Genomic DNA, 19,500 nt, shown 5'->3' on the forward strand with positions numbered 1-19,500 from the left:
CGGTGCGGGGTACATAATTTGACGGAACAACATGTTTTTGGCTGAAACCATGACGCCAACCCACGGAGCCACTCCTCGAGGTGACACAAGTCACGGCAGGATCGCTTCCAATGTCCCCGTATGGGCACTTCACGGCGCTGGACGCGAGCGTGTCTCCGTGTTGGGATGCCACGGTCGAGGACGATCACCGGGGGGGCGGACAGTGCGTCACGGAGACGCGGTCAGTGCCGCGCCGGGGGGTGCATTCCGCGTGTGCGGATCCCCCTGCTTTCGACCTCTTTCGCAGCCGGTGGTTTTCATAATGCGGGCGAGGGCTTCGAAAAATTAGGGATGCAATGAAAAAGACCAGCACCAACGTCGGAGAGTCGCGGAAAATTCGGCTCACGGTACGGGTACTCGGCGCTGCCGCTGTCGGCGGCGCGCTGGCCTGGTTCGCGGTTGCCGGTGGCGTGCAGGGCGGGGTCACGGGCGCCGAGGGGGACGCCGCGCTGATCGCGGAGGACAGCCCCGGGTTTGCCGTGGAGGACTTCAACTACCCCGGAGCAGACAAGATCCTGGCGGAGCAGAACATCGTCTTGAAGCGAGGCGACGGCCACATCACTCTTGCGGACTGCGTGACAGGAACCGGACAGCTGGAGCTCCTGGCCCGCGACAGAGCCGACAAGATCTGCTTCAACACCATCGGCAACGAGGGCTGGCTGACTCTGGAGATCCCCGACGTCTTCTCGATCAAGGGCAACGACTACTCCACCACGGTCGACATGACCGTGGGCACGGAGGAGACGTCCTACGAGATCGACAAGAACAGCTGGACACCGGTGGGCGAGACCGCGGACCCGGAGGGCCGCGACCACATGCTCGTGGAAATCCGGGTCACCAAGTAACCGCGATTCCGGAACCGCCTGCGGTGCTGACAGGGTCGGGACTCCCGCACCCCGGCCTCCGACAGCCGGTGGGCAGACGAGGAGAGAGGCTGGTCGCTCTCGGTGTCACCGGCGACCGGAAGGTCGCCGGCCTCGTCGCCTGACTCTCACGGGACCGGGCCGACAACGGCTGTGCGACTGCCTCTGCGATACGGTGATCCTCCAGAGCCTGCCATGTCCGAACGGCCCGGGCGCCCGAGAGTGCAGCGCAAGGTCAGCCGGACAGGCTGGGAGGGCCGATCGGCGACACCCTGTTCACGCGGAGGAGTGCGGTGCGGTGGGGCGGGTACTCTCCGGCACCATGAAGCTGGCGTTCTCCACCCTCGGTGTCCCCGGCCTGCCCCTGACCGACGTACTGGGGCTCGCCACCGCGCACGGCTACCACGGTGTCGAATTGCGCGTCCACCCCGAAGAACCGGTGCATCCGGGCCTGGCCCCCGGCGAACGGGCCGCGGTGGCCGCCCGGTTCAAGGAGGCCGGTGTCGAACTGCTGGGCCTCGCGGGATACGCGCGCGTCGCCGCGCCCGGTGACGACGACGCCGTCCTCGCCGAACTGCGCGGACTGCTGGAGCTCGCCCGCGACCTGGGCGCCCCCTACGTCCGGGTCTTCCCCGGCGGCGGCACCGACCAGAGCCCCGAGGAGGCCGACGCCACGGCCGCCCGGCGCCTGGGCACGGCCGCCGAGTACGCCACCGACCTGGACGTGCGCATCCTGCTGGAGACCCACGACTCGCACCGCACCGGCGCCGACGCGATGCGCGTCCTCGGTCTGGTCGGGCACCGCCAGGTCGGCGCGCTGTGGGACGTGATGCACACCTGGCTCGGCGGCGAGCAGCCCTCCGAGAGCTACCTCGCCCTGGCCCCGCACCTCGGGTACGTCCAGGTCAAGGACATCGCCTCCGCCGACGACACCACCCCGCTCCCGCTGGGCACCGGCGTGCTGCCGCTCACGGAGGTGGTGGACGTCCTCTCCCGCCACGGCTGGGACGGCTGGCTGTGCTGGGAGTACGAGAAGCGGTGGTACGAGTCGGCGGCCCCGCTGCCCGAGCTGCTGGACGAGGGCCGCGAACACCTCGCCCGGCTCCTCAGCGACGCGGCGTGAGGGCCGGCGCCGCGGACGCGGCGGACCGCACCCTGCGCTCCAGCCGCTCCCGGCACCCGGGCCACTCCGCCGCCGTGACCGAGTAGATCGCGGAGTCACGGAGCCGGCCGTCCTCGCCCGGCGCCCAGGAGCGGGACCAGTTGCGCAGGACGCCCTCGAAGCGGGCGCCCGTCGCCTCGATCGCGGCGCGGGAGCGGTCGTTGCGGGCGTCCGTCTTGAGGTCGACCCGGGACACGCGCCAGACCTCGAAGGCGTGGCGGAACAGGAGCAGCTTGGCCTCGGCGTTCACCCCGGTGCCCTGGGCCGAGCGGGCCAGCCAGGTGAAGCCGACCTCGACGGCGTCCAGCGCGTCGTCCGTCAGCCAGGAGCGGGGCTCCCAGTAGGACGTGGCGCCGACCACCCTGCCGGTGGCGAGGGACACCTGCGCGTAGGGGGCGAGCCGTCCCGTGGCCGCCCGGGCCAGCTGGGCGTCGATGTAGGCGCCGACCTCGTCGGCCTTCGGCACCCAGGTGAACGCGTAGCTGCCGCGGTCCTCCTCGGCCGCCGCCGCGAGGCCGGCCGCGTGCTGCGGGCCGAGCGGTTCCAGCCGTACCAGGGTTCCCTCGAGGACCGGACCCTCCAGTGTGAACGTCATCGGACGGATTCTTCCGCCGGGACGAGGACCCGTCCAGTCGATTCCGGCCCGGCGGTCTCGGTCCGGTCCGGCACGTGGACGCGGACGCGGACCCGCCGGGAGGCGCCCGGGGAGAGCGTCGTCAGGGCCACCCCGCCCACCAGCAGTGCCGCCGCGCACCACCGCAGCGGGGTCACCTCCTCGCCGAGGAAGACGGCCGCCGAGGACATGCCGAACACCGGGACCAGGAGGGAGAACGGCGCGACCGTCGAGGCGGGGTGACGGTGCAGCAGCCAGCCCCAGGCGCCGAAGCCGAAGACGGTCGAGATCCACGCGACGAACAGGATCGTGCCCGTGCCCTGCCAGTCCAGACCGCGCAGGGCCGCGAGGTCCCGCGACGGGCCCTCGGTCAGGAGGGAGAGGGCCAGCAGCGGGAGCACCGGGACGGTGGACACCCACACCATGAAGTTCAGCGCGTCGGGTGGGGAGGCCCTGCGGGTCAGGACGTTGGACAGGCCCCACGCCGCGGCGGCGCCGACGACCATCAGGAAGGCGCCCAGCGGTCCGGAGGCCCCCTCGTCGACGGCCGCCACGCCGATGCCCGCGACGGCCACCACCATGCCCAGCGCCCGCACGCCGGTGGGCCGTTCGCCCAGCACCGCCGCCGCGATCACCGCCGTGAACACCGCCTGGATCTGCAGGACGAGGGACGACAGTCCGGCCGGCATGCCCGCGTCCATGCCCTGGAAGACCAGGCCGAACTTCGCGACCCCCAGTACCAGTCCCACCGCCGCGATCCACTTCCACGCCACCTTCGGGCGGCCCACGAAGAAGACGGCGGGGAGCGCCGCCGCCAGGAAGCGCAGGGCGGAGAAGAGCAGCGGCGGGAAGTGGTCGAGGCCTATCTCGATGACCGTGAAGTTCACGCCCCAGGTGGCGGCGACGAGTACGGCGAGGAGGAGGTGGGAAGGGCGCATGGCTCGAGGATCGCCCGGCTGAACCATGTAGCACCAGCGATGATTGCTGCATGATTGGATGAAGCACTGCTACTGAATGAACACTGCTACTACTGCTGCTACAGGTGCAGGTTCGTCCGAGGCCGGGAGCCCACGTCATGCTCGATCTCCAGCGGCTGCGCGCGCTGCACGCCGTCTCCGTGCACGGCACCGTCGGCGCGGCGGCCGCCGCGCTGGGCTTCACGCCGTCCGCCGTGTCCCAGCAGATCGCCAAACTGGAACGGGAGACCCGGACCGTGCTGCTGGAGCGGGAGGGGCGCGGGGTGCGACTCACCGACGAGGCGTGGCAGCTGGCCGGCACCGCACGCGAGTTGCTGGCGCTCGTCGAGCGGGCGGAGAACCGGCTGGAGGAGCGGCGCGGGGTTCCGGCGGGTCGGCTGACCGTGGCCGCGTTCGCTTCGGCGGCGCGCGGTCTGCTGCCGTCCGTACTGGCGGACCTGGCGGCGCGGCACCCTGCGCTCGACGCGCGGCTGACGGAGGTCGATCCGCATCTGTCCGTGGATCTGGTGGCGAAGGGCGCCGTCGACCTGGCCGTCGCGCACGACTGGGACATCGCCCCGCTGCCCGCCCCGGCCGGGGTGGAGCACGCGGCCATCGGTGAGGACCTGTGCGATCTGCTCGTGCCCGAGGGGCACCGCTTCGCGGGGCGGACGGGCGTACGGCGGGCGGAACTGGGCGGGGAGCGGTGGATCTGCCAGCCGCCCGGGCGGGTCTGCCACGACTGGCTGCTGCGGACGCTGCGGAGCGCGGGCCACGAGCCGGACGTCGTCCACCAGGCCGAGGAGAACCCGACGCTGGTGGCACTGGTCGCGGCCGGGCTGGGCATCGCCCTGATCCCCCGGCTGGGGCGCGGCCCGCTGCCCGCCGGGGTGGTGGAGGTGTCGCTCGACCCGATGCCGGTACGCCGGCTGTACGCGCTGTGGCGTGCGGGTGCGGCGCGCCGCCCGGCGATCGCGGAGACGGTGCGCACGCTGCGGGCCCACTGGCCGGACGCCTCGGCCCGCACGGCCACGGCAACCCCCCGCCCCGCCGACTGACCCGGCCCACGCGGCCACCAGCCCCGTTCCGGCCCAATCCACCCCGGCCCGCCCGGTCCCGGCCCACTCCGTCCACCCTGACCGTCGCCGCACTGCCTCCGGCCGCCGACTCGCCCGGCCTCCGCACCATCGCCGTGCCGCGCCGGCCGGGCTTCTCGCGTGAGCGTCGCGGTCACGCTCCGGGTCCCACGCGCCCCGTCCGGCCCCCGTGTCCCGACGTGCGGAACGCCGCCGGAACCGGGAACCCCGCTCCCGACCGCGTCGTCCCATCCGCACGTTGCCGGACGAGTCCCCGCGGTTCGGTGTCGGCCTCGCCGCTGGCCGCGGTCGCCGGCCACCCTCTCCGCCGTACCGCGGCCGGCAGCCCGCCGCCGTCGGCGTCCCCCTCCCTGGCGCCGGCGGCGGCCCCGCACGGACCCTTCCGGCGTTACGCCACCGCTTCGGGTGACTCCTGTGCGCTCCCTTGACTGGCAGAAACTTCCCGGATATTGGTGACTCCTTGGCAGTTTCCTTCAGCAGCTCTCCAGCGATTCCCCAGCGGATCACTCCGGAAGGAGCGCACGTGCACCACAGCAGCACGGCCGGCAAGGGAAGCACCGCACAGCCCTCCAGACGTACCGTCCTCACCGCCACCGCGGTCGTCACGGCGGCCCTGGCGGCCGGCGGCGGCACCGCCCACGCCGACCCCCGCGGACCCGACGACGACAAGCTCCGCGCCCTCATCTCCCGGATGACGCTGGAGGAGAAGGTCGGCCAGCTCTTCGTCATGCGGGTGTACGGCCACTCCGCCACCTCCCCCGACCAGGCCGACATCGACGCCAACCTCAAGGAGATCGGCGTCCGCACGGCCGCCGAACTGGTCGCCAAGTACCGGGTCGGCGGTGTCATCTACTTCGCCTGGGCGCACAACACCCGCGACCCGCACCAGATCGCCGACCTGTCCAACGGCATCCAGAAGGCGTCCCTGGAGCTGCCGCGCGGCCTGCCCGTGCTGATCTCCACCGACCAGGAGCACGGCATAGTGGCCCGGGTGGGCGAGCCGGCGACGCTCTTCCCCGGCGCGATGGCCATCGGCGCCGGCCGTTCGCGGTCCGACGCCCGCACGCTCGGCCGGATCGCGGGTGCCGAGCTGCGCGCGATGGGCATCCGCCAGGACTACGCCCCCGACGCCGACGTGAACGTGAACCCGGCCAACCCGGTGATCGGCGTGCGGTCCTTCGGCGCCGACCCGGAGGCGGTGGCCGGCATGGTGGTCGCGGAGGTGACGGGCTACCAGCGGTCCGGGGTCGCCGCGTGCGCCAAGCACTTCCCCGGGCACGGCGACACCGCCACCGACAGCCACACCGGACTCCCGGTCATCACGCACAGCCGCGAACAGTGGGAGGAGCTGGACGCGCCGCCCTTCCGGGCCGCGATCGAGGCGGGCATCGACGCCATCATGACCGCCCACCTGGTGGTCCCGGCGCTCGACGACTCCGGCGACCCGGCCACCCTCTCCCGCCCCATCCTCACCGGCATCCTGCGCGAGGAACTCGGCTACGACGGGGTCGTGGTCACCGACTCCCTCGGCATGGAGGGCGTGCGGACCAAGTACGGCGACGAACGGGTGCCGGTGCTGGCGCTGAAGGCGGGCGTCGACCAGCTCCTCAACCCGCCCGACCTGGACCTCGCCTGGAACGCGGTCCTGACCGCCGTACGCGAGGGGGAACTCACCGAGGCCCGGCTCGACGAATCGATCCTGCGCGTGCTGCGGCTGAAGGCGAAGCTGGGGCTGTTCCGGGACGCCTACACCGGGCGGCGGGACGTCGACCGCACCGTCGGCACCCGGGGGCACCTGGCGGCGGCCGACCGGATCGCCGAGCGGACCACCACGCTGCTGGTCAACGAGGGGCGGCTGCTGCCGCTGTCGCGCCGGGAGCACCGCAGGCTGCTCGTGGTGGGCGCCGACCCGGCCTCCCCGTCGGGCACCACCGGGCCGCCCACCGGCGTCCTCGCGGGCGCGCTGACGGAACTCGGCTTCACGGCCACCGCCCTGTCCACCGGCACCGCCCCCTCGACCGCCGTCATCGACCGCGCCGTCGCGGCGGCGGGGGACGCCGACGCGGTGGTGGTCGCCACGTACAACGTCACGGCGTCCAGCAGCCAGCGCACGCTGGTCGCACGGCTGCTGGAGACGGGGAAGCCGGTCGTCGCGGTCGCGATCCGAAACCCCTACGACGTGGCGCACCTCCCGGGGGTCCGCGCCTTCCTCGCCGCCTACTCCTGGACCGACGTCGAGGTGCGGGCGGCGGCCCGGGTGATCGCGGGCCGGGTGGGGCCGCGCGGCAGGCTGCCGGTGCCGGTGGTCCGGGCGGACGATCCGGCGACGGTGCTGTACCCGCTGGGGCACGGGCTGTCGTACCGGTCGTAGGGCGGAGCGCCGGTCGTAGGGCGTAGCGCGGCCTACGCCACGCGCCGGGGGCGCTCCGGTCACCCGCGCGCAATGCCCCCCGCGCGTCTGGCGTGCGCCCGCTGCGGCGGGTCACGCTGGACCGGGGGTCCGGGGTATGGCGATGCGTGGAAGAGGGGCCGCGGGGGTGCTCGGCGCCCTGTCGGCGTTGTGTGCCGTACTGCTGACGGGGTGCCAGAGCCCGCCCGGCCCGGCGGGCGCCGACTCCCGGGGCGCGGACGGGCTGTCCGGCGGGAGGGCGGCGTCGGGCTCGGCCCCGGTGGCCGCCCGGCCGTCCGGGTACGGGGCGGTGTTCCTCGCGTTCGGCGAGTGCAGCTCGTTCGGAACGGTCGGCTTCACCGAGGTGCCGTGCGCCGGCGAGCGGGCGGCGGCGCGGGTCGTGGCCCGCGAGGACGGCCGCGCCGATGACGGGCCGCCGTGCCCGGACACCACCGACTTCGTCCTGCACATCAGCGAGCAGCGCCCCTCCGCCGACGAGGACGGCGACGGTGCCGTGCCGCAGGGCTACGCCTGCATGCGGCGGCTCCTGCCGCCGCACCCCGGTGATCCCGGCGGCGGGGGCGGCCCGCGCACCATCGTCGGCGACTGCGTCTACGACGCCGGGGGCGGCAAGGTCCGCGAGACCGCCTGCGACGGCACGGGCAGGAGGGAACCGCAGTTCAAGGTGGCCGACGCGGTCACCGTCCGGGCGGACTGTCCCGCCTCGACCGGCCTCTACGTCCGTCTGGGCGGCGAACGCCCGGTGGGCTGCGCCCGGCCGCTGTGAGTTCCTGAAGGCTCTCAGCCTCTCAGCGGCGGCCGGGCACAGCCGTCCGTCCTACGGGCGCAGCGCGGGCTCGCGCTCGACGTCCCGCTTGTCCAGCCTGGCGTCGAACGTCGCCAGCGGCGTGGCCGCCGACGGATCGTCGCGCACCTCGGCGGAGGCGACGCCGGCCCAGTCCAGGATGCGGGCCGTGGCGAGGGCCTTCTCCTCCGGCACCAGGCCGGCGACGTTGGCACCGTGGTTCATACCGGGCGCGGTGAGCACGTAGGAGTCACGCGCGCCGTGGCCCAGGCGGAAGGGCTCGGCACCCCAGGGGTCGTTCTCGCCGTACACGAACAGCATGTGGTGGGCGTTGCGCTTCACCCAGGTGTCGACGTCCCGCATCGCCCACGGCTCGAACTTCATCGGGATCGACCGGGGCACGAAGTTGCGCGGCGGCTGGTAGCCGTAGCGGACGTACTTCTTCTCGATGTGCGGGAAGTGGATCGTCGGCGCGCCCAGCTGGGTGCCCGCCTGGTAGTAGTACGGCGTGTACGGGGCCAGCCCCTGGTCCGTGTAGAAGGAGAAGCCGGAGATCGTGTCGACGGAGGTCCAGATCTCGTCGTCCGTCGCGTTCCTGGCGTCGGCCGGGATGTCGGCGCAGTCCTTCAGGGTGCTGTACTGCCAGAAGCCCCACACGTAGTCGAGGACGACCGCCTCGTAGGCGCGGTCCAGGCTGCCGACGGTGTCGAAGGTGTAGCCGTTCTCGGCCGCGTACGCCTCGTACTTCTCCTTGAGCGGTGCCCGGCGCACCAGTGCCTCGCGCTGGACGCCGTTCAGCCGGTCGCGGCACTCCTCGGTGCCGACCCGGGCGAAGAAGCGGTCGTAGGCCCTGTCCTCGCGGTTCACCACGTCGTTGGGGGCGACGTAGGCGACGACGCCGTCCATGTCGCGCGGGTAGAAGCGCTCGTAGTAGGTGGCGGTCATGCCGCCCTTGGAGCCGCCGGTGGAGATCCAGTTCTCGGAGTAGACCGGCTTCAGCGCCTGGAAGATGCGGTGCTGGTCGCTGGCCGCCTGCCAGATGTCCAGCTTGGACCAGTCGGCCGGCTCGGGCCGGGACGGGGTGAAGTAGCGGTACTCCATGGAGACCTGGTTGCCGTCCACGATCTGGGTCGGCTCGCGGCGGCTGGGCGTCGTGGAGACGCTGTAGCCGCCGGTGTAGAAGACCGTGGGGCGGCTCACGTCCTTGTGCAGCACGGTGATCCGCTGCTGGAACGTTCCCTTGGACGGCCGCCGGTGGTCGACCGGCTGGGTGTAGTTGAGGACGAAGAAGCGGTACCCGGTGTACGGCTTCTCCTCGATCAGGCTCATGCCCGGTACGGACAGCAGCCGGTCCTTGATGTCGACGGCCTTCGGCTCGGCGGCGGTGGCCGCGCTCGCCGTGCTGACGGTGCCTATGAGCACCACGAGCGCCAGCAGCCATCTGAGCGCCTTGCGCATGCACCCTCCCTGTGAAACAGATGTGCGCCGGAAGCTATCGGAGCAAGTCCTCCGCGCACCAGGGGAGATGAGGAAATGGCCGCCGCGGGCCGGGTCAGCAGAGGATCCAGCCGGAGCTGACCGACCCCCGGGAGACCGTGCCCTTCACCCACACGCAGCGCTTCCCGGCGTGCACGGTGACCGGTCCGGCCCGGTAGGCGTAGCGCCCGGAGTCGACGACCGGCCGGCCGCCGCGCGCCTGCACGCTGACGGACATCTGCCGCTTCTTGCCCGCCTTCTCGGGGACGGTGACGGCACAGACGTAGCCGCCGCGCTTGTAGACGAGGACCGACCCCGTGGAGAACGGCAGCGTGCGCACCTTGCGGCCCGGGCACGCCGCGGCGGCCTGCGCCTCCTGCGGCACCCCGACGGCGAGCAGCCCGGCCGCGGTCAGCACGGCCGTACCCAGCGCCAGCCGCCGGCGCAGGGCGGCACCCCTCTGGCCCACTGCGGCACCCTCCGTCCCCGCCGTACGGCGATCACTGGCGTACGGATGTACGGACGCGCGACGTGTGTCGAATGGTTGCGCGGTCGTCAGCGCCGTGCGCCGACCGGCTCCTCGGGTTCGGCCGCCCCGACGAAGGTCCGCCACAGTCGCGCGTACCGTCCGCCGAGCGCCAGCAGTTCGTCGTGCGTCCCGTCCTCGGCGACCCGCCCGGCGTCCATGACGACGACCCGGTCCGCGCGGGCGGCCGTGGTCAGCCGGTGGGCGACGACGAGCGTCGTACGCCGGCCGGCGATGCGGTCGGTGGCCCGGTTGACCTGCGCCTCCGTGGCCAGGTCCAGGGCCGCCGTCGCCTCGTCGAGGAGCAGTACGTCGGGGTCGACCAGTTCGGCGCGGGCCAGCGCGATCAGTTGCCGCTGCCCGGCGGAGAGGTTGCGGCCCCGCTCGGCGACCTCGTGGAGGTACCCGCCCGTGAGCCCGGCGATCATCTCGTGCGCGCCCACCGCCCGCGCCGCGGCCTCCACCTCGGCGTCGGTGGCGTCCGGGCGGCCGTAGGCGATGGCGTCCCGCACGGTGCCGGGGAAGAGGTACGCCTCCTGCGGGACGACGCCGAGCCGGTGCCGGTAGGCGGTGAGGTCGAGGTCGCGCAGGTCCCTGCCGTCGACGGTCACCCGTCCGCCCGTGGGGTCGTAGAACCGGGCCACCAGTTTGACCAGGGTCGACTTGCCCGCGCCGGTCTCACCGACGAAGGCGACGGTCTGCCCGGCGGGGATGCGCAGGTCGACGCCGGTGAGTGCCGCCTCGGCCTGGTCGGCGCCGCCGTACGCGAAGTGCACGTCCTCGAAGGCGATCTCCCCGCGCAGGGACGTGACGTCCGACGGCTTGTCGGGCGCCCGGGTGGAGGCCGGCTCCCGCAGCAGTTCCTGGATGCGGCCCAGGGAGACGGACGCCTGCTGGTAGCCGTCGAAGACCTGGGAGAGCTGCTGTACGGGTGCGAAGAACAGGTCGATGTACAGCAGGTACGCCACCAGCGCCCCGGTCGACAGCGTCGCCGCGTCGATCCGCCCGCCGCCGACGATCAGCACGGCGGCGACCGCGCCCGAGGACAGCAGCTGCACGAACGGGAAGTAGATCGAGATCAGCCACTGGCCCCTGATGCGGGCCTGCCGGTAGCTGTCGCTGCGCTCGGCGAACCGCCGCCCGCCCTCGTGCTCGCGCCGGAAGGCCTGCACGATCCGCAGCCCCGCCACCGACTCCTGGAGGTCGGCGTTGACCGAGGAGACCCGCTCACGGGCCAGTTCGTACGCCTTCACGCTGGCCTTGCGGAAGAAGTAGGTGGCGACGATCAGCGGCGGCAGCGTCGCGAACACGACGAACGCCAGCTGCACGTCGATCACCAGCAGGGCGACCATGATGCCGAAGAAGGTGACGACGGAGACGAAGGCGGTGACGAGTCCCGTCTGCAGGAACGTCGACAGCGCGTCCACGTCCGTCGTCATGCGGGTCATGATCCGACCGGTCAGCTCGCGCTCGTAGTAGTCGAGGCCGAGCCGCTGGAGCTGGGCGAAGATCTTCAGACGGAGCGCGTACAGGATCCGCTCCCCCGTCCGGCCGGTCATCCGGATCTCGCCGGTCTGCGCGGTCCACTGGGCGAGCACGGCGAGCAGCCCCAGCAGCGACGCCGCCCAGACCGCGCCGAGGGCGACCTGCGTGACGCCCTCGTCGATGCCGTGCCGGATCAGCACCGGCAGCAGCAGTCCCATGCCGGCGTCCACGGCGACGAGGGCGAGACTGATCAGCAGCGGTGCGCGGAAGCCGCGCAGCAGGCGACGCAGGCCGTAGGACTCCTCCGGCTGCACGGCCCGCGCCTCGTCGATGTCGGGGACCCCGTCGGCCGGGGGCAGCGCGTCGACCTGGGCGAGCAGCTCCGGGGTGGCCGGGGTGCCGGCGAGGGCGGTGTCCTTCGGCGTGCGGTCACCGGTCCACAGCCGCGGGGTGACCCCGCGCTCGGCGTCGAACTCGGCGTCCAGCTCGTCCCGCACCGACGTGTCCTCGGCGGGCGCCGCGGGCCGGGCGTGCCCCGGCGACACCCCGCCCAGCTCGTCGGGGTCGGTCAGCAGGCGCCGGTAGAGGGCCGAGCGCTCCTGGAGCTCCTCGTGGGTGCCGAGGTCGGCGAGGCGACCGCGGTCGAGGACGGCGATGCGGTCGGCGAGGCCGAGCGTGGAGCGGCGGTGGGCGATGAGGAGCGTGGTGCGGCCCCGCATGACCTCCTTCAGCGCCTCGTGGATCTCGTGCTCGACGCGGGCGTCCACGGCGGAGGTGGCGTCGTCGAGGACCAGCAGCCGGGGGTCGGTGAGGATCGCGCGGGCGAGGGCGACGCGCTGGCGTTGGCCGCCGGAGAGGGTCAGGCCGTGCTCGCCGACGGTGGTGCCGTAGCCGCCCGGCAGATCGCTGATGAACCCGTGTGCCTGCGCGGCCCGGGCGGCGGCCTCGATCTCCTCGTCGGTGGCGTCCGGGCGGCCGTACGCGATGTTGGCGCGCACGGTGTCGGAGAAGAGGAAGGAGTCCTCGGGTACGAGCCCGATGGCGGCCCGCAGCGAGTCGAGGGTCAGCTCGCGCACGTCGTGCCCGCCGACGAGGACGGCGCCGCGGGACACGTCGTAGAAGCGCGGCAGGAGCAGGGAGACCGTGGACTTGCCGGAACCGGAGGAGCCGACGACGGCGAGGGTCTCACCGGCCCGGATCTCGAAGGAGAGGCCGTCGAGGACGGGGGTCTCCTCCCCGGTGGCCGACGCGTAGCCGAAGGAGACGCCGTCGAACTCGACGGTCGCGGGCGCGTCGGCGGGCAGGTCCCTGGTGCCGTCCTCGATGGCGGGCTCGGTGTCGATCAGCTCCAGGACGCGTTCGGTGCCGGCGCGGGCCTGCTGGCCGACGGTGAGGACCATGGCGAGCATGCGGACCGGGCCGACGAGCTGGGCGAGGTAGGTGGAGAAGGCGACGAAGGTGCCGAGCGTGATGTGCCCGCGTACCGCCAGCCAGCCGCCGAGGGCGAGCATGGCGACCTGCCCGAGGGCGGGGACGGCCTGCAGGGCGGGAGTGTAGACGGCGTTCAGTCTGATCGTCCGCAGCCGCCCCGCGAAGAGCTTCCGTCCGACCTCCCGGAGTTTGCCGGTCTCCTGGTCCTCCTGCCCGAAGCCCTTGACCACGCGGACGCCGCTGACCGAGCCGTCGACCACGCCCGCGACCGCGGCGGCCTGTGCCTGGGCGTACCAGGTGGCGGGGTGCAGGCGGGTGCGGCTGCGGCGGGCGATGAACCACAGCGCCGGGGCCACGGCGAGGGCGACGAGCGTGAGCGGCGGGGACAGCCACGCCATGATGACCAGGGAGATCACGAAGAGCAGGACGTTCCCGATGGTCATCGGGAGCATGAACAGCAGGCCCTGGATCAGCTGGAGGTCGCTGGTCGCCCGCCCGACCACCTGTCCGGTGGACAGCTCGTCCTGCCGCCGTCCGTCCAGCCGGGTGATCGTCCCGTACATGTCGGTGCGCAGGTCGTGCTGGACGTCGAGGGCGAGCCGGCCGCCGTAGTAGCGGCGGATGTAGGTGAGCACGTAGACGACGACCGCGGCGCCGATCAGGAGACCGGCCCAGACGGCCATGTCCCTGGTCTTGTCGCCGATCACGTCGTCGATGATCACCTTGGTGATCAGCGGGACCAGGGCCATGACGGCCATGCCGCCCAGCGAGGCGCCGAGGGCGAGGACGACGTCCTTGGGGTAGCGCCAGGCGTACGCCGCCAGTCGTCGTGCCCATCCCCGTTGCGCGTCCACGCCGTGCCCTCCGGTCGGTCGTCCTGCTCACCTGATCTACCGGAAGGCACCAACACGGGCGAGCGGGGATTTCATCCCGCCGCAACATTCAGACCCGGACGCGGAGCCTGAGGAAGCGGGTCGTCTGCGCGGCGTTCTGGTTGTCGTCGCTGACGATCAGGACGTCCAGACGGCCCCCGCTCCGGCCGGTGACGGTCATCCCCTCGAAGTTGTCGAGGAGCGGGTTGGGCTGGGGTTGCCGGGCGGTGGCGCCGAGGGAGGGGCAGTCGGCCAGGTCGGCGAGGAGGGTCTTGCCGAGCGCGGTGCCGCCGCGGGGCCGGTCGGTCAGGTACAGGCGGACCGTGTTGCCGACGCCGGAGGTGAAGCCGCGTTCCAGGACGAGCAGCCGGCCGGAGGGGGTCCCGGTGACCTCGGAGACTCCGAGGCCGCCGTCCGTCCGGTACGTGTACTGGGTGCCGAGCCCGAAGTCGCCGTGCCCGGTCCGCCGCCAGCTCTGGAAGCGCACGAGGTCGGCGGGGTCGCCGACGAGCGGGTACTCCATGGACGCGATCAGGGTCCGGCCACCGGGCAGGAGGGTCAGCCCCTCGAAGCTGCCGTTGGCCCGGGCGCGGCCCTCCGGGGCGGTGCGCAGGGCGTCCGGCACCGGGAGGCGGCCGAGGATCTCGCCGGTACGGGAGTAGCGGCGGACGGACGGCTCGGTCTCGGAGGAGACGAGGTAGGCGCCGTCCCGGTCGGCGACCAGTCCCTCGGCGTCGAGGGCGGCACCGTTCTCGTCGGCGAGCGGGATCACGTCCCGTGGCTGGAGGGAGCGGGCGTCCAGCCGGAAGAGGACGGACCGGTCGGAGAGAGCGGCGACCGTGCCCCGCCCGACGCGGGCGAGTGCGGAGAGGTTGCCGACGTAGGCGCCGTCGTGGGTGGTCTTGTCGAGGGCGTCGGAGTAGCCGGTGAGGGAGACTGCGGGCGAGCAGGCGTTCCTCTGCGGACGTTCCTGTGCGACGGCCGGTCCGGCGGCGATGAGACAGCCGGCGGCCGCGAGGCTCGTGGTGAGGGTGGCGAGGGAGGTGCGGAGCATTCTCGGACGCATGGCCGAAACCCTAGGCCGGAGGAATGGCCAAGAGTTGACCACTTTCCGAAGGACAGGGTTCGGCGCGGTACCGGTGGCAAGTAATGAGCCATGCCAGACCAGAACGAGAGCGGCCACAAACTGGCCGGTCGGCTGTACGCGACGATGCGGGTACTGAAGTTCCTCACCAAGCCCTCCGGGGCCAAACCGGTCGCCGATGAACTCAAAGGCCAGGACAGTCCGAGCGAACGCATCCGGGCCCTGGAGCTGGACCTCTTCAAGGACCTGGTGGCCACCGTCCAGAAGGGCCGGCACACGAAGGCGGCGGGCGAGGTGTTCCGCGCGATACCCGCCCTGGTGCCCAGGCAGAGCGTCGCCTTGGAGAAGAACCTCGGCGTACACGGACTGGCCGAATTCAACGCCGGTTATCGCGCTCAGCTCGCCGACTTCAAGGAGGCCTTTCCCGAACTGGTCGAGTGACGGCTCCCCTTCAGCGCGACCGGATGCCCCGGCTCTCCGCGACGCGGTGCACGTCGGTGAGCGCCTCGCGCATGCGGTGCGGCATGAAGCGGAGTTGTTCGGGCGTCGCCCGAGCGTCCGCGAGCAGGGCGGCGTAGCGGGCCGTCGCCGTCGGTCAGCAGGTGGCAGGGTTTGCCCTCGGAGCCGGTCCAGGGCAGCAGCCGGGCCGGGCGCGCGCCGTGCCTCACCGTGCCACCTCCATGTCGTGCGGTACCCGGGGCCCGAGGTCGATGCCGTGCACCGCGAACCGGAGCGCGCGGCGCCGGGCCTGGCGGCGTCGGGCCTCCTCCCGCCGTTCGTGGGCGAGCAGGTAGGGGCGTACGAGCACGTTGTCCTCTCTGCGCAGGGCCGGCATGCCGGTGCGGCGGACGGCCATGTCCGGGGTGTACGGGGATTCGGTGGGTTCCATCGCGGGAGGACGTCGGCGGCGGCGCCCTGAGCCGGGCAGCAGGAGGGCCGGCAGCGACAGGTCAGCCCGGCGAGGCGGGCGATACGGTGACGCCCGGACCGGTGCGACGGTCGCGGGGGTCTCGCTTTCCGTAGCGATGCGCGTACAGGGCGAAACGGGCGGAGCTAGGCTCGCCAGGGGTGCGGATGTGACGGCGCCTTTGTCACACGGGAGTCGAACGGATGAGCAACATCGCGACGGCTGGACCGCGCCCTGAACACGGGGAACGTGCTGAGCAGCTTCCTTCCGGAGGAGGACGCGGCGGTCGCAAACTACTTCGAGGCGGCGCGGCAGCTGGAGTCGCAGGCGGTGGCAACCCGTGAGTCGGCTGTGACGTTCGCGCCTGTGCTCCTCCAGACCCGGCCGTACGCGCGTGCAGTCCTCGGCACGACGTACCCTCCGTTCACCGCCGAGGAATGTGACAGGCGCCTTGTCACACGCCTCGAACGGGCGAGGCTCCTCGACGTCCCGAAGACCAGCCGCCCGTGGCGTACTCGGAGGGCTCAAGTCGACAGCGAAGGACTACGAAGACGATGCCTGGGCCCTTCCTCCCGAACGCGGCCGAGTTTGTGGGCTGGCGCGAGTCCAGCTACAGCGGCAATGAGGCCGGAACTTCTGGCTGGACGTCGTTCATCACGTCCCTCAGGGAAGACCCCCCTCCCTCCAAAGCGTGAACACTTCGCCCCCAACTGTCCTCCAGTCGCTCATACGAGTGCCCAGATGACATTCACCCCCCAAGTGCTCACACTTTTTCCCGACCATGGGGCCATGAGCCCCGCCTCCTGGCACCACCGCAACCCCCTCGGCACCGGAAACGTGATCAGCACGGTGCGCACCCTCATGCGCGCCGACGGCCTCAACGTGTCGATGACCGCCATCGCCCGCGCCTCCGGAACCTCGCGCAACTACCTTTACGCACACTGGCAGACCGCCTCCAGACTCCACTTGCGCGCGCTTCAGACGGAACTCGGCCGTGCCTTCGACGAGGTCGACCGTACCCATCCGAGCGACGGCACCGTCGAGGGAGTCGTGCGGCATCTGACACAGGTCGTACGCATCGTCCGGCGGCATCCGACGACGGCGGCCATCGCCCGAACCTCGCACACGGCGCTCCCCCGGGCGCACGCCGCGACCGACGGCCTCTTGGTGCAACTGGTCACCGGACGCGTCAGCGATCTGCTGCACCCCCTCGCCCCGCGCGGCGGCGTGTGGAGCGATGCCGCCCTCTTCTCCAGGCCTTGGAAGGTCCTGTGGATCGCCCGTCCCGCCGCTCTCTGTCCCGAGGCCGTCGGTGACCAGGAGCGGGAGGACACCTTGGACGGGGCCTTCGCCGAGTTGCTGCGCGATCTGCTCGCCCCTTGGGCCCCGGCGGACTGAGCACCGCCCGGGATTCACAGCTCGCCCCAAGTCGGAGCACAGCCCCCGCCCAACGCCGATGGACACGGTGGCGTGGTGACATCTGCCACCGCTCCCCTGCAAGCGGCCCCCGAGCCGCCGCCCGCGCCGACCCCCGCACCCGGCACGCCACGCTGGTCTCTGCCGGCGCTGCTCGCGATCCTCGCCCTGGCGGCGGGGCTGTACTCCTGGAACCTGTCCGGGACCGGTCTCAACAGCTTCTACAGCGCCGCCGTGCTCAGCGGCACCGAGAGCTGGAAGGCGTGGTTCTTCGGCTCGCTCGACGCGGGGAACTTCCTGACCGTCGACAAGCCGCCCTTCGCCCTGATGGTCATGGGGCTGTCCTGCCGCCTCCTCGGCTACGGCACCTGGCAGATGATGCTGCCGCTGATCCTGGCCGCGCTGGCGACGATCTGGATCCTGCACTCGTCCGTCAAGCGGGTGTGGGGCCACGGCGCGGCGGCGGTCGCCGCCCTGGTGCTGGCGCTCACGCCGATCACGGTCGCCATCAACCGGGACAACAACCCGGACACGCTCCTGGTGTTCCTGATGGTGGGCGGGGCGGCCCTCGGCCTGCGCGCGGTCCGCGACGGGCGGCTGCTGCCCCTGCTGGGTGCGGCGGCCTGCTTCGGGCTGGCGTTCCACACGAAGATGCTCCAGGGCTACATCGCACTGCCGGCGGTCTTCGTCGCCTACCTGTACGCCACGGACCTCGGCTGGACGAAGCGGATCAGGAACCTGCTGCTCGCCGCCGTCGTCCTGGCCGTCTCCAGCTTCTGGTGGGCGGTGGCGGTGTCCCTGGTGCCCGCCTCCGAGCGGCCGTACATCGGCGGCTCGGAGGACGGCACGGCCTGGAACCTGATCACGGGCTACAACGGGCTCGGCCGGATCTTCGGTGGCAACGGCAACATGGGCGGCGGAGGTGGTGGCGGGGGCGGCGGCTTCTCCGGCGCCGCGGGCATCGGGAGGATGTTCAACGACGTCCTCGGCGGCCAGATCTCCTGGCTGCTCCCCTTCGCCGGCATTGCGCTCGCCGGCGGCCTGGCGCTGCGCGGCCGGGCGCCCCGCACCGACCTGACGCGCGCGGCGCTGGTGCTGTGGGGCGGCTGGACGGTCCTGCACTACCTGACCTTCGCCATGGCCGAGGGCACCATGCACCCGTACTACACGACCGCGCTCGCCCCGGGCATCGCGGCGCTGTGCGGGGGCGGCGGCGTCATGCTGCTGCGCGCCTTCCGGACCGCCCCTCGGTGGGCGTGGGTGCTGCCCCTCGCCCTCGGCGTCACCGGTGTCTGGGCTGTCGTGCTGCTGCGTCGCGCCGCCGGCTGGAACACCTGGCTGTGGCCGACGATCGCGGTGGTCATGGCGCTGGCGATCGCGGGGCTGCTGGTCTTCCGTTCGGGGCGCCGGGTGAGGCTGCTGGCGGTGTCCGTGGCGGCGGCCGTCGTCGCCGGGGTCGCGGGTCCGGCGGCGTACGCCTGGTCGGTGCCGTCCGGTTCGGGCGGCGGCATGGGCGGGACCAACCCGACCGCCGGGCCGTCGACGGGCGGTGGCATGGGCGGACCTGGCGGCGCAGACGGCCGGGGCGGGTTCCCGGGCGGCGGGGAGGGCGGGCCTGGTACCGCAGGGCCCGGCGGTGAACAGCCCACTGGGGAGGGGACCGGCGGGCAGCAGCAAGCCGGCCCCGGCGGAGGCTCGTTCCCGGGCGACGGGGAGGAGAACCAGACTCCGGGCGGTGCGACCGGCTCGGCACCGAACGGCACACAGCCGGGGAACGGCACCGCAGCGAACGGTGACACGGGAGCGACCGACGGCACGGGCACGGCACCGGACGATGACACCGGCACCGAGACGGGCGACGGCACGGGCCGGGACGCGGGAGTGTCCGGAGGCATCGGCGCGGACGGGCAGCCGGGCAGCGCGGACCGCTTCGGCGGAGGCGGCGGCATGGGCGGCGCGAGCACCGAGCTGGTCGCCTACCTGAAGAAGCACCAGGACGGCGCCAAGTGGCTGCTGGCGGTCTCCGGTTCGCAGAGCGCCGCCCAGCTCATCCTCAGCAGCGGCGAACCGGTCATCTCCATGTGGGGCTGGTCCGGCAGTGACAACGCGATGACCCTCGTCCGGCTCAAGGAACTGGTGGGCAAGGGCGAGTTGCGCTACGTCCAGGTCGGCGGCCAGGGCATGGGCGGCGGTAGGGGCGGCGGCTCCGGGACCAGTTCCGAAGTGACCGACTGGGTGCGGGAGCACGGCACGGCCGTGGAGGCGAGCGAGTACGGCGCGACGTCCTCGGCCGAAGACACCTCCGGCGTCTACCGGTTGGACCCCTCGGACCTGAGCTGACGCGCGCGACGGCGACCGACGAGGGCCCCGGCCGCCACG

At 72.5% G+C, this 19,500-nt stretch carries 15 protein-coding genes and 1 pseudogene; 9 read left to right on the top strand and 7 right to left on the bottom strand.

Translation table 11 applies throughout. The features are described from left to right. The first annotated feature begins 335 nt into the window (after positions 1-335). Together SAM23877_RS13110 and SAM23877_RS13115 are read left to right on the top strand one after the other, a co-directional pair. On the top strand, positions 336-884 hold the full coding sequence (locus SAM23877_RS13110) for a hypothetical protein (protein WP_244902937.1): 549 nt from the start codon (positions 336-338) through the stop codon (positions 882-884). A 340-nt stretch (positions 885-1,224) separates the two neighbouring features. Continuing rightward, entirely contained in the window at positions 1,225-2,025 is an 801-nt protein-coding gene (locus SAM23877_RS13115) for a sugar phosphate isomerase/epimerase family protein (RefSeq protein ID WP_053142420.1), read from the top strand. Here SAM23877_RS13115 and SAM23877_RS13120 read toward each other — a convergent pair. Together SAM23877_RS13120 and SAM23877_RS13125 are read right to left on the bottom strand one after the other, a co-directional pair. Beyond that, entirely contained in the window at positions 2,009-2,659 is a 651-nt protein-coding gene (locus tag SAM23877_RS13120) for a GNAT family N-acetyltransferase (RefSeq protein ID WP_053131231.1), read from the bottom strand. The two genes, SAM23877_RS13115 and SAM23877_RS13120, sit on opposite strands and share 17 nt — an antisense overlap. Further along, on the bottom strand, positions 2,656-3,615 hold the full coding sequence (locus tag SAM23877_RS13125) for an EamA family transporter (RefSeq protein WP_053131234.1): 960 nt from the start codon (positions 3,613-3,615) through the stop codon (positions 2,656-2,658). The genes SAM23877_RS13120 and SAM23877_RS13125 overlap by 4 nt, the downstream gene beginning before the upstream one ends. Positions 3,616-3,752: 137 nt before the next feature. On the opposite strand from SAM23877_RS13125, the gene SAM23877_RS13130 reads away from it, so the two are divergent. From SAM23877_RS13130 to SAM23877_RS13140, 3 genes are all read left to right on the top strand, one after another. After that, positions 3,753-4,691: a LysR family transcriptional regulator gene (locus SAM23877_RS13130; RefSeq protein ID WP_053131237.1), complete on the top strand. Its 939-nt coding sequence runs from the start codon at positions 3,753-3,755 to the stop codon at positions 4,689-4,691. Positions 4,692-5,253: 562 nt separating this feature from the next. Continuing rightward, complete coding sequence (locus SAM23877_RS13135) at positions 5,254-7,101, top strand: glycoside hydrolase family 3 protein (protein WP_053131240.1); 1,848 nt, start codon at positions 5,254-5,256, stop codon at positions 7,099-7,101. A gap of 142 nt (positions 7,102-7,243) precedes the next feature. Further along, on the top strand, positions 7,244-7,906 hold the full coding sequence (locus SAM23877_RS13140; protein ID WP_162492102.1) for a hypothetical protein: 663 nt from the start codon (positions 7,244-7,246) through the stop codon (positions 7,904-7,906). Between the two features lie 51 nt (positions 7,907-7,957). Here the strand turns inward: SAM23877_RS13140 and SAM23877_RS13145 are convergent, their stop codons facing one another. From SAM23877_RS13145 to SAM23877_RS13160, 4 genes are all read right to left on the bottom strand, one after another. Next, positions 7,958-9,382 (bottom strand): S28 family serine protease, encoded by a 1,425-nt coding sequence (locus SAM23877_RS13145; RefSeq protein WP_053131247.1) that lies wholly within the window; start codon positions 9,380-9,382, stop codon positions 7,958-7,960. Between the two features lie 94 nt (positions 9,383-9,476). Beyond that, positions 9,477-9,869 carry a hypothetical protein gene (locus SAM23877_RS13150; RefSeq protein ID WP_079030181.1) on the bottom strand — a complete coding sequence of 131 codons (393 nt, stop codon included), beginning with the start codon at positions 9,867-9,869 and terminating at the stop codon, positions 9,477-9,479. 86 nt (positions 9,870-9,955) lie between these two features. Further along, positions 9,956-13,696, bottom strand: a complete 3,741-nt coding sequence (locus tag SAM23877_RS13155) for an ABC transporter ATP-binding protein (RefSeq protein ID WP_053131250.1) — start codon at positions 13,694-13,696, stop codon at positions 9,956-9,958. A gap of 88 nt (positions 13,697-13,784) precedes the next feature. Further along, complete coding sequence (locus SAM23877_RS13160; RefSeq protein WP_053131251.1) at positions 13,785-14,780, bottom strand: esterase-like activity of phytase family protein; 996 nt, start codon at positions 14,778-14,780, stop codon at positions 13,785-13,787. A 90-nt stretch (positions 14,781-14,870) separates the two neighbouring features. Between SAM23877_RS13160 and SAM23877_RS13165 the strand changes: the two genes are divergently transcribed. Next, entirely contained in the window at positions 14,871-15,239 is a 369-nt protein-coding gene (locus SAM23877_RS13165; protein ID WP_053131254.1) for a hypothetical protein, read from the top strand. 223 nt (positions 15,240-15,462) lie between these two features. Here SAM23877_RS13165 and SAM23877_RS13170 read toward each other — a convergent pair whose 3' ends face one another. Beyond that, positions 15,463-15,687 carry a hypothetical protein gene (locus SAM23877_RS13170; RefSeq protein ID WP_053131257.1) on the bottom strand — a complete coding sequence of 75 codons (225 nt, stop codon included), beginning with the start codon at positions 15,685-15,687 and terminating at the stop codon, positions 15,463-15,465. 267 nt (positions 15,688-15,954) lie between these two features. Between SAM23877_RS13170 and SAM23877_RS42280 the strand changes: the two are divergent. The 3 genes and pseudogenes from SAM23877_RS42280 to SAM23877_RS13180 form a co-directional block, all read left to right on the top strand. Next, positions 15,955-16,188: pseudogene (locus SAM23877_RS42280) on the top strand (Scr1 family TA system antitoxin-like transcriptional regulator); the annotation flags it as partial. Between the two features lie 306 nt (positions 16,189-16,494). Further along, positions 16,495-17,103, top strand: coding sequence for a TetR/AcrR family transcriptional regulator (locus tag SAM23877_RS13175; RefSeq protein WP_079030702.1), 609 nt, complete (start codon positions 16,495-16,497; stop codon positions 17,101-17,103). Between the two features lie 75 nt (positions 17,104-17,178). Next, positions 17,179-19,461: an ArnT family glycosyltransferase gene (locus SAM23877_RS13180; RefSeq protein ID WP_053142424.1), complete on the top strand. Its 2,283-nt coding sequence runs from the start codon at positions 17,179-17,181 to the stop codon at positions 19,459-19,461. Positions 19,462-19,500: the final 39 nt, after the last annotated feature.

It is taken from the genome of Streptomyces ambofaciens ATCC 23877 (assembly GCF_001267885.1).
GTDB lineage: Bacteria > Actinomycetota > Actinomycetes > Streptomycetales > Streptomycetaceae > Streptomyces > Streptomyces ambofaciens.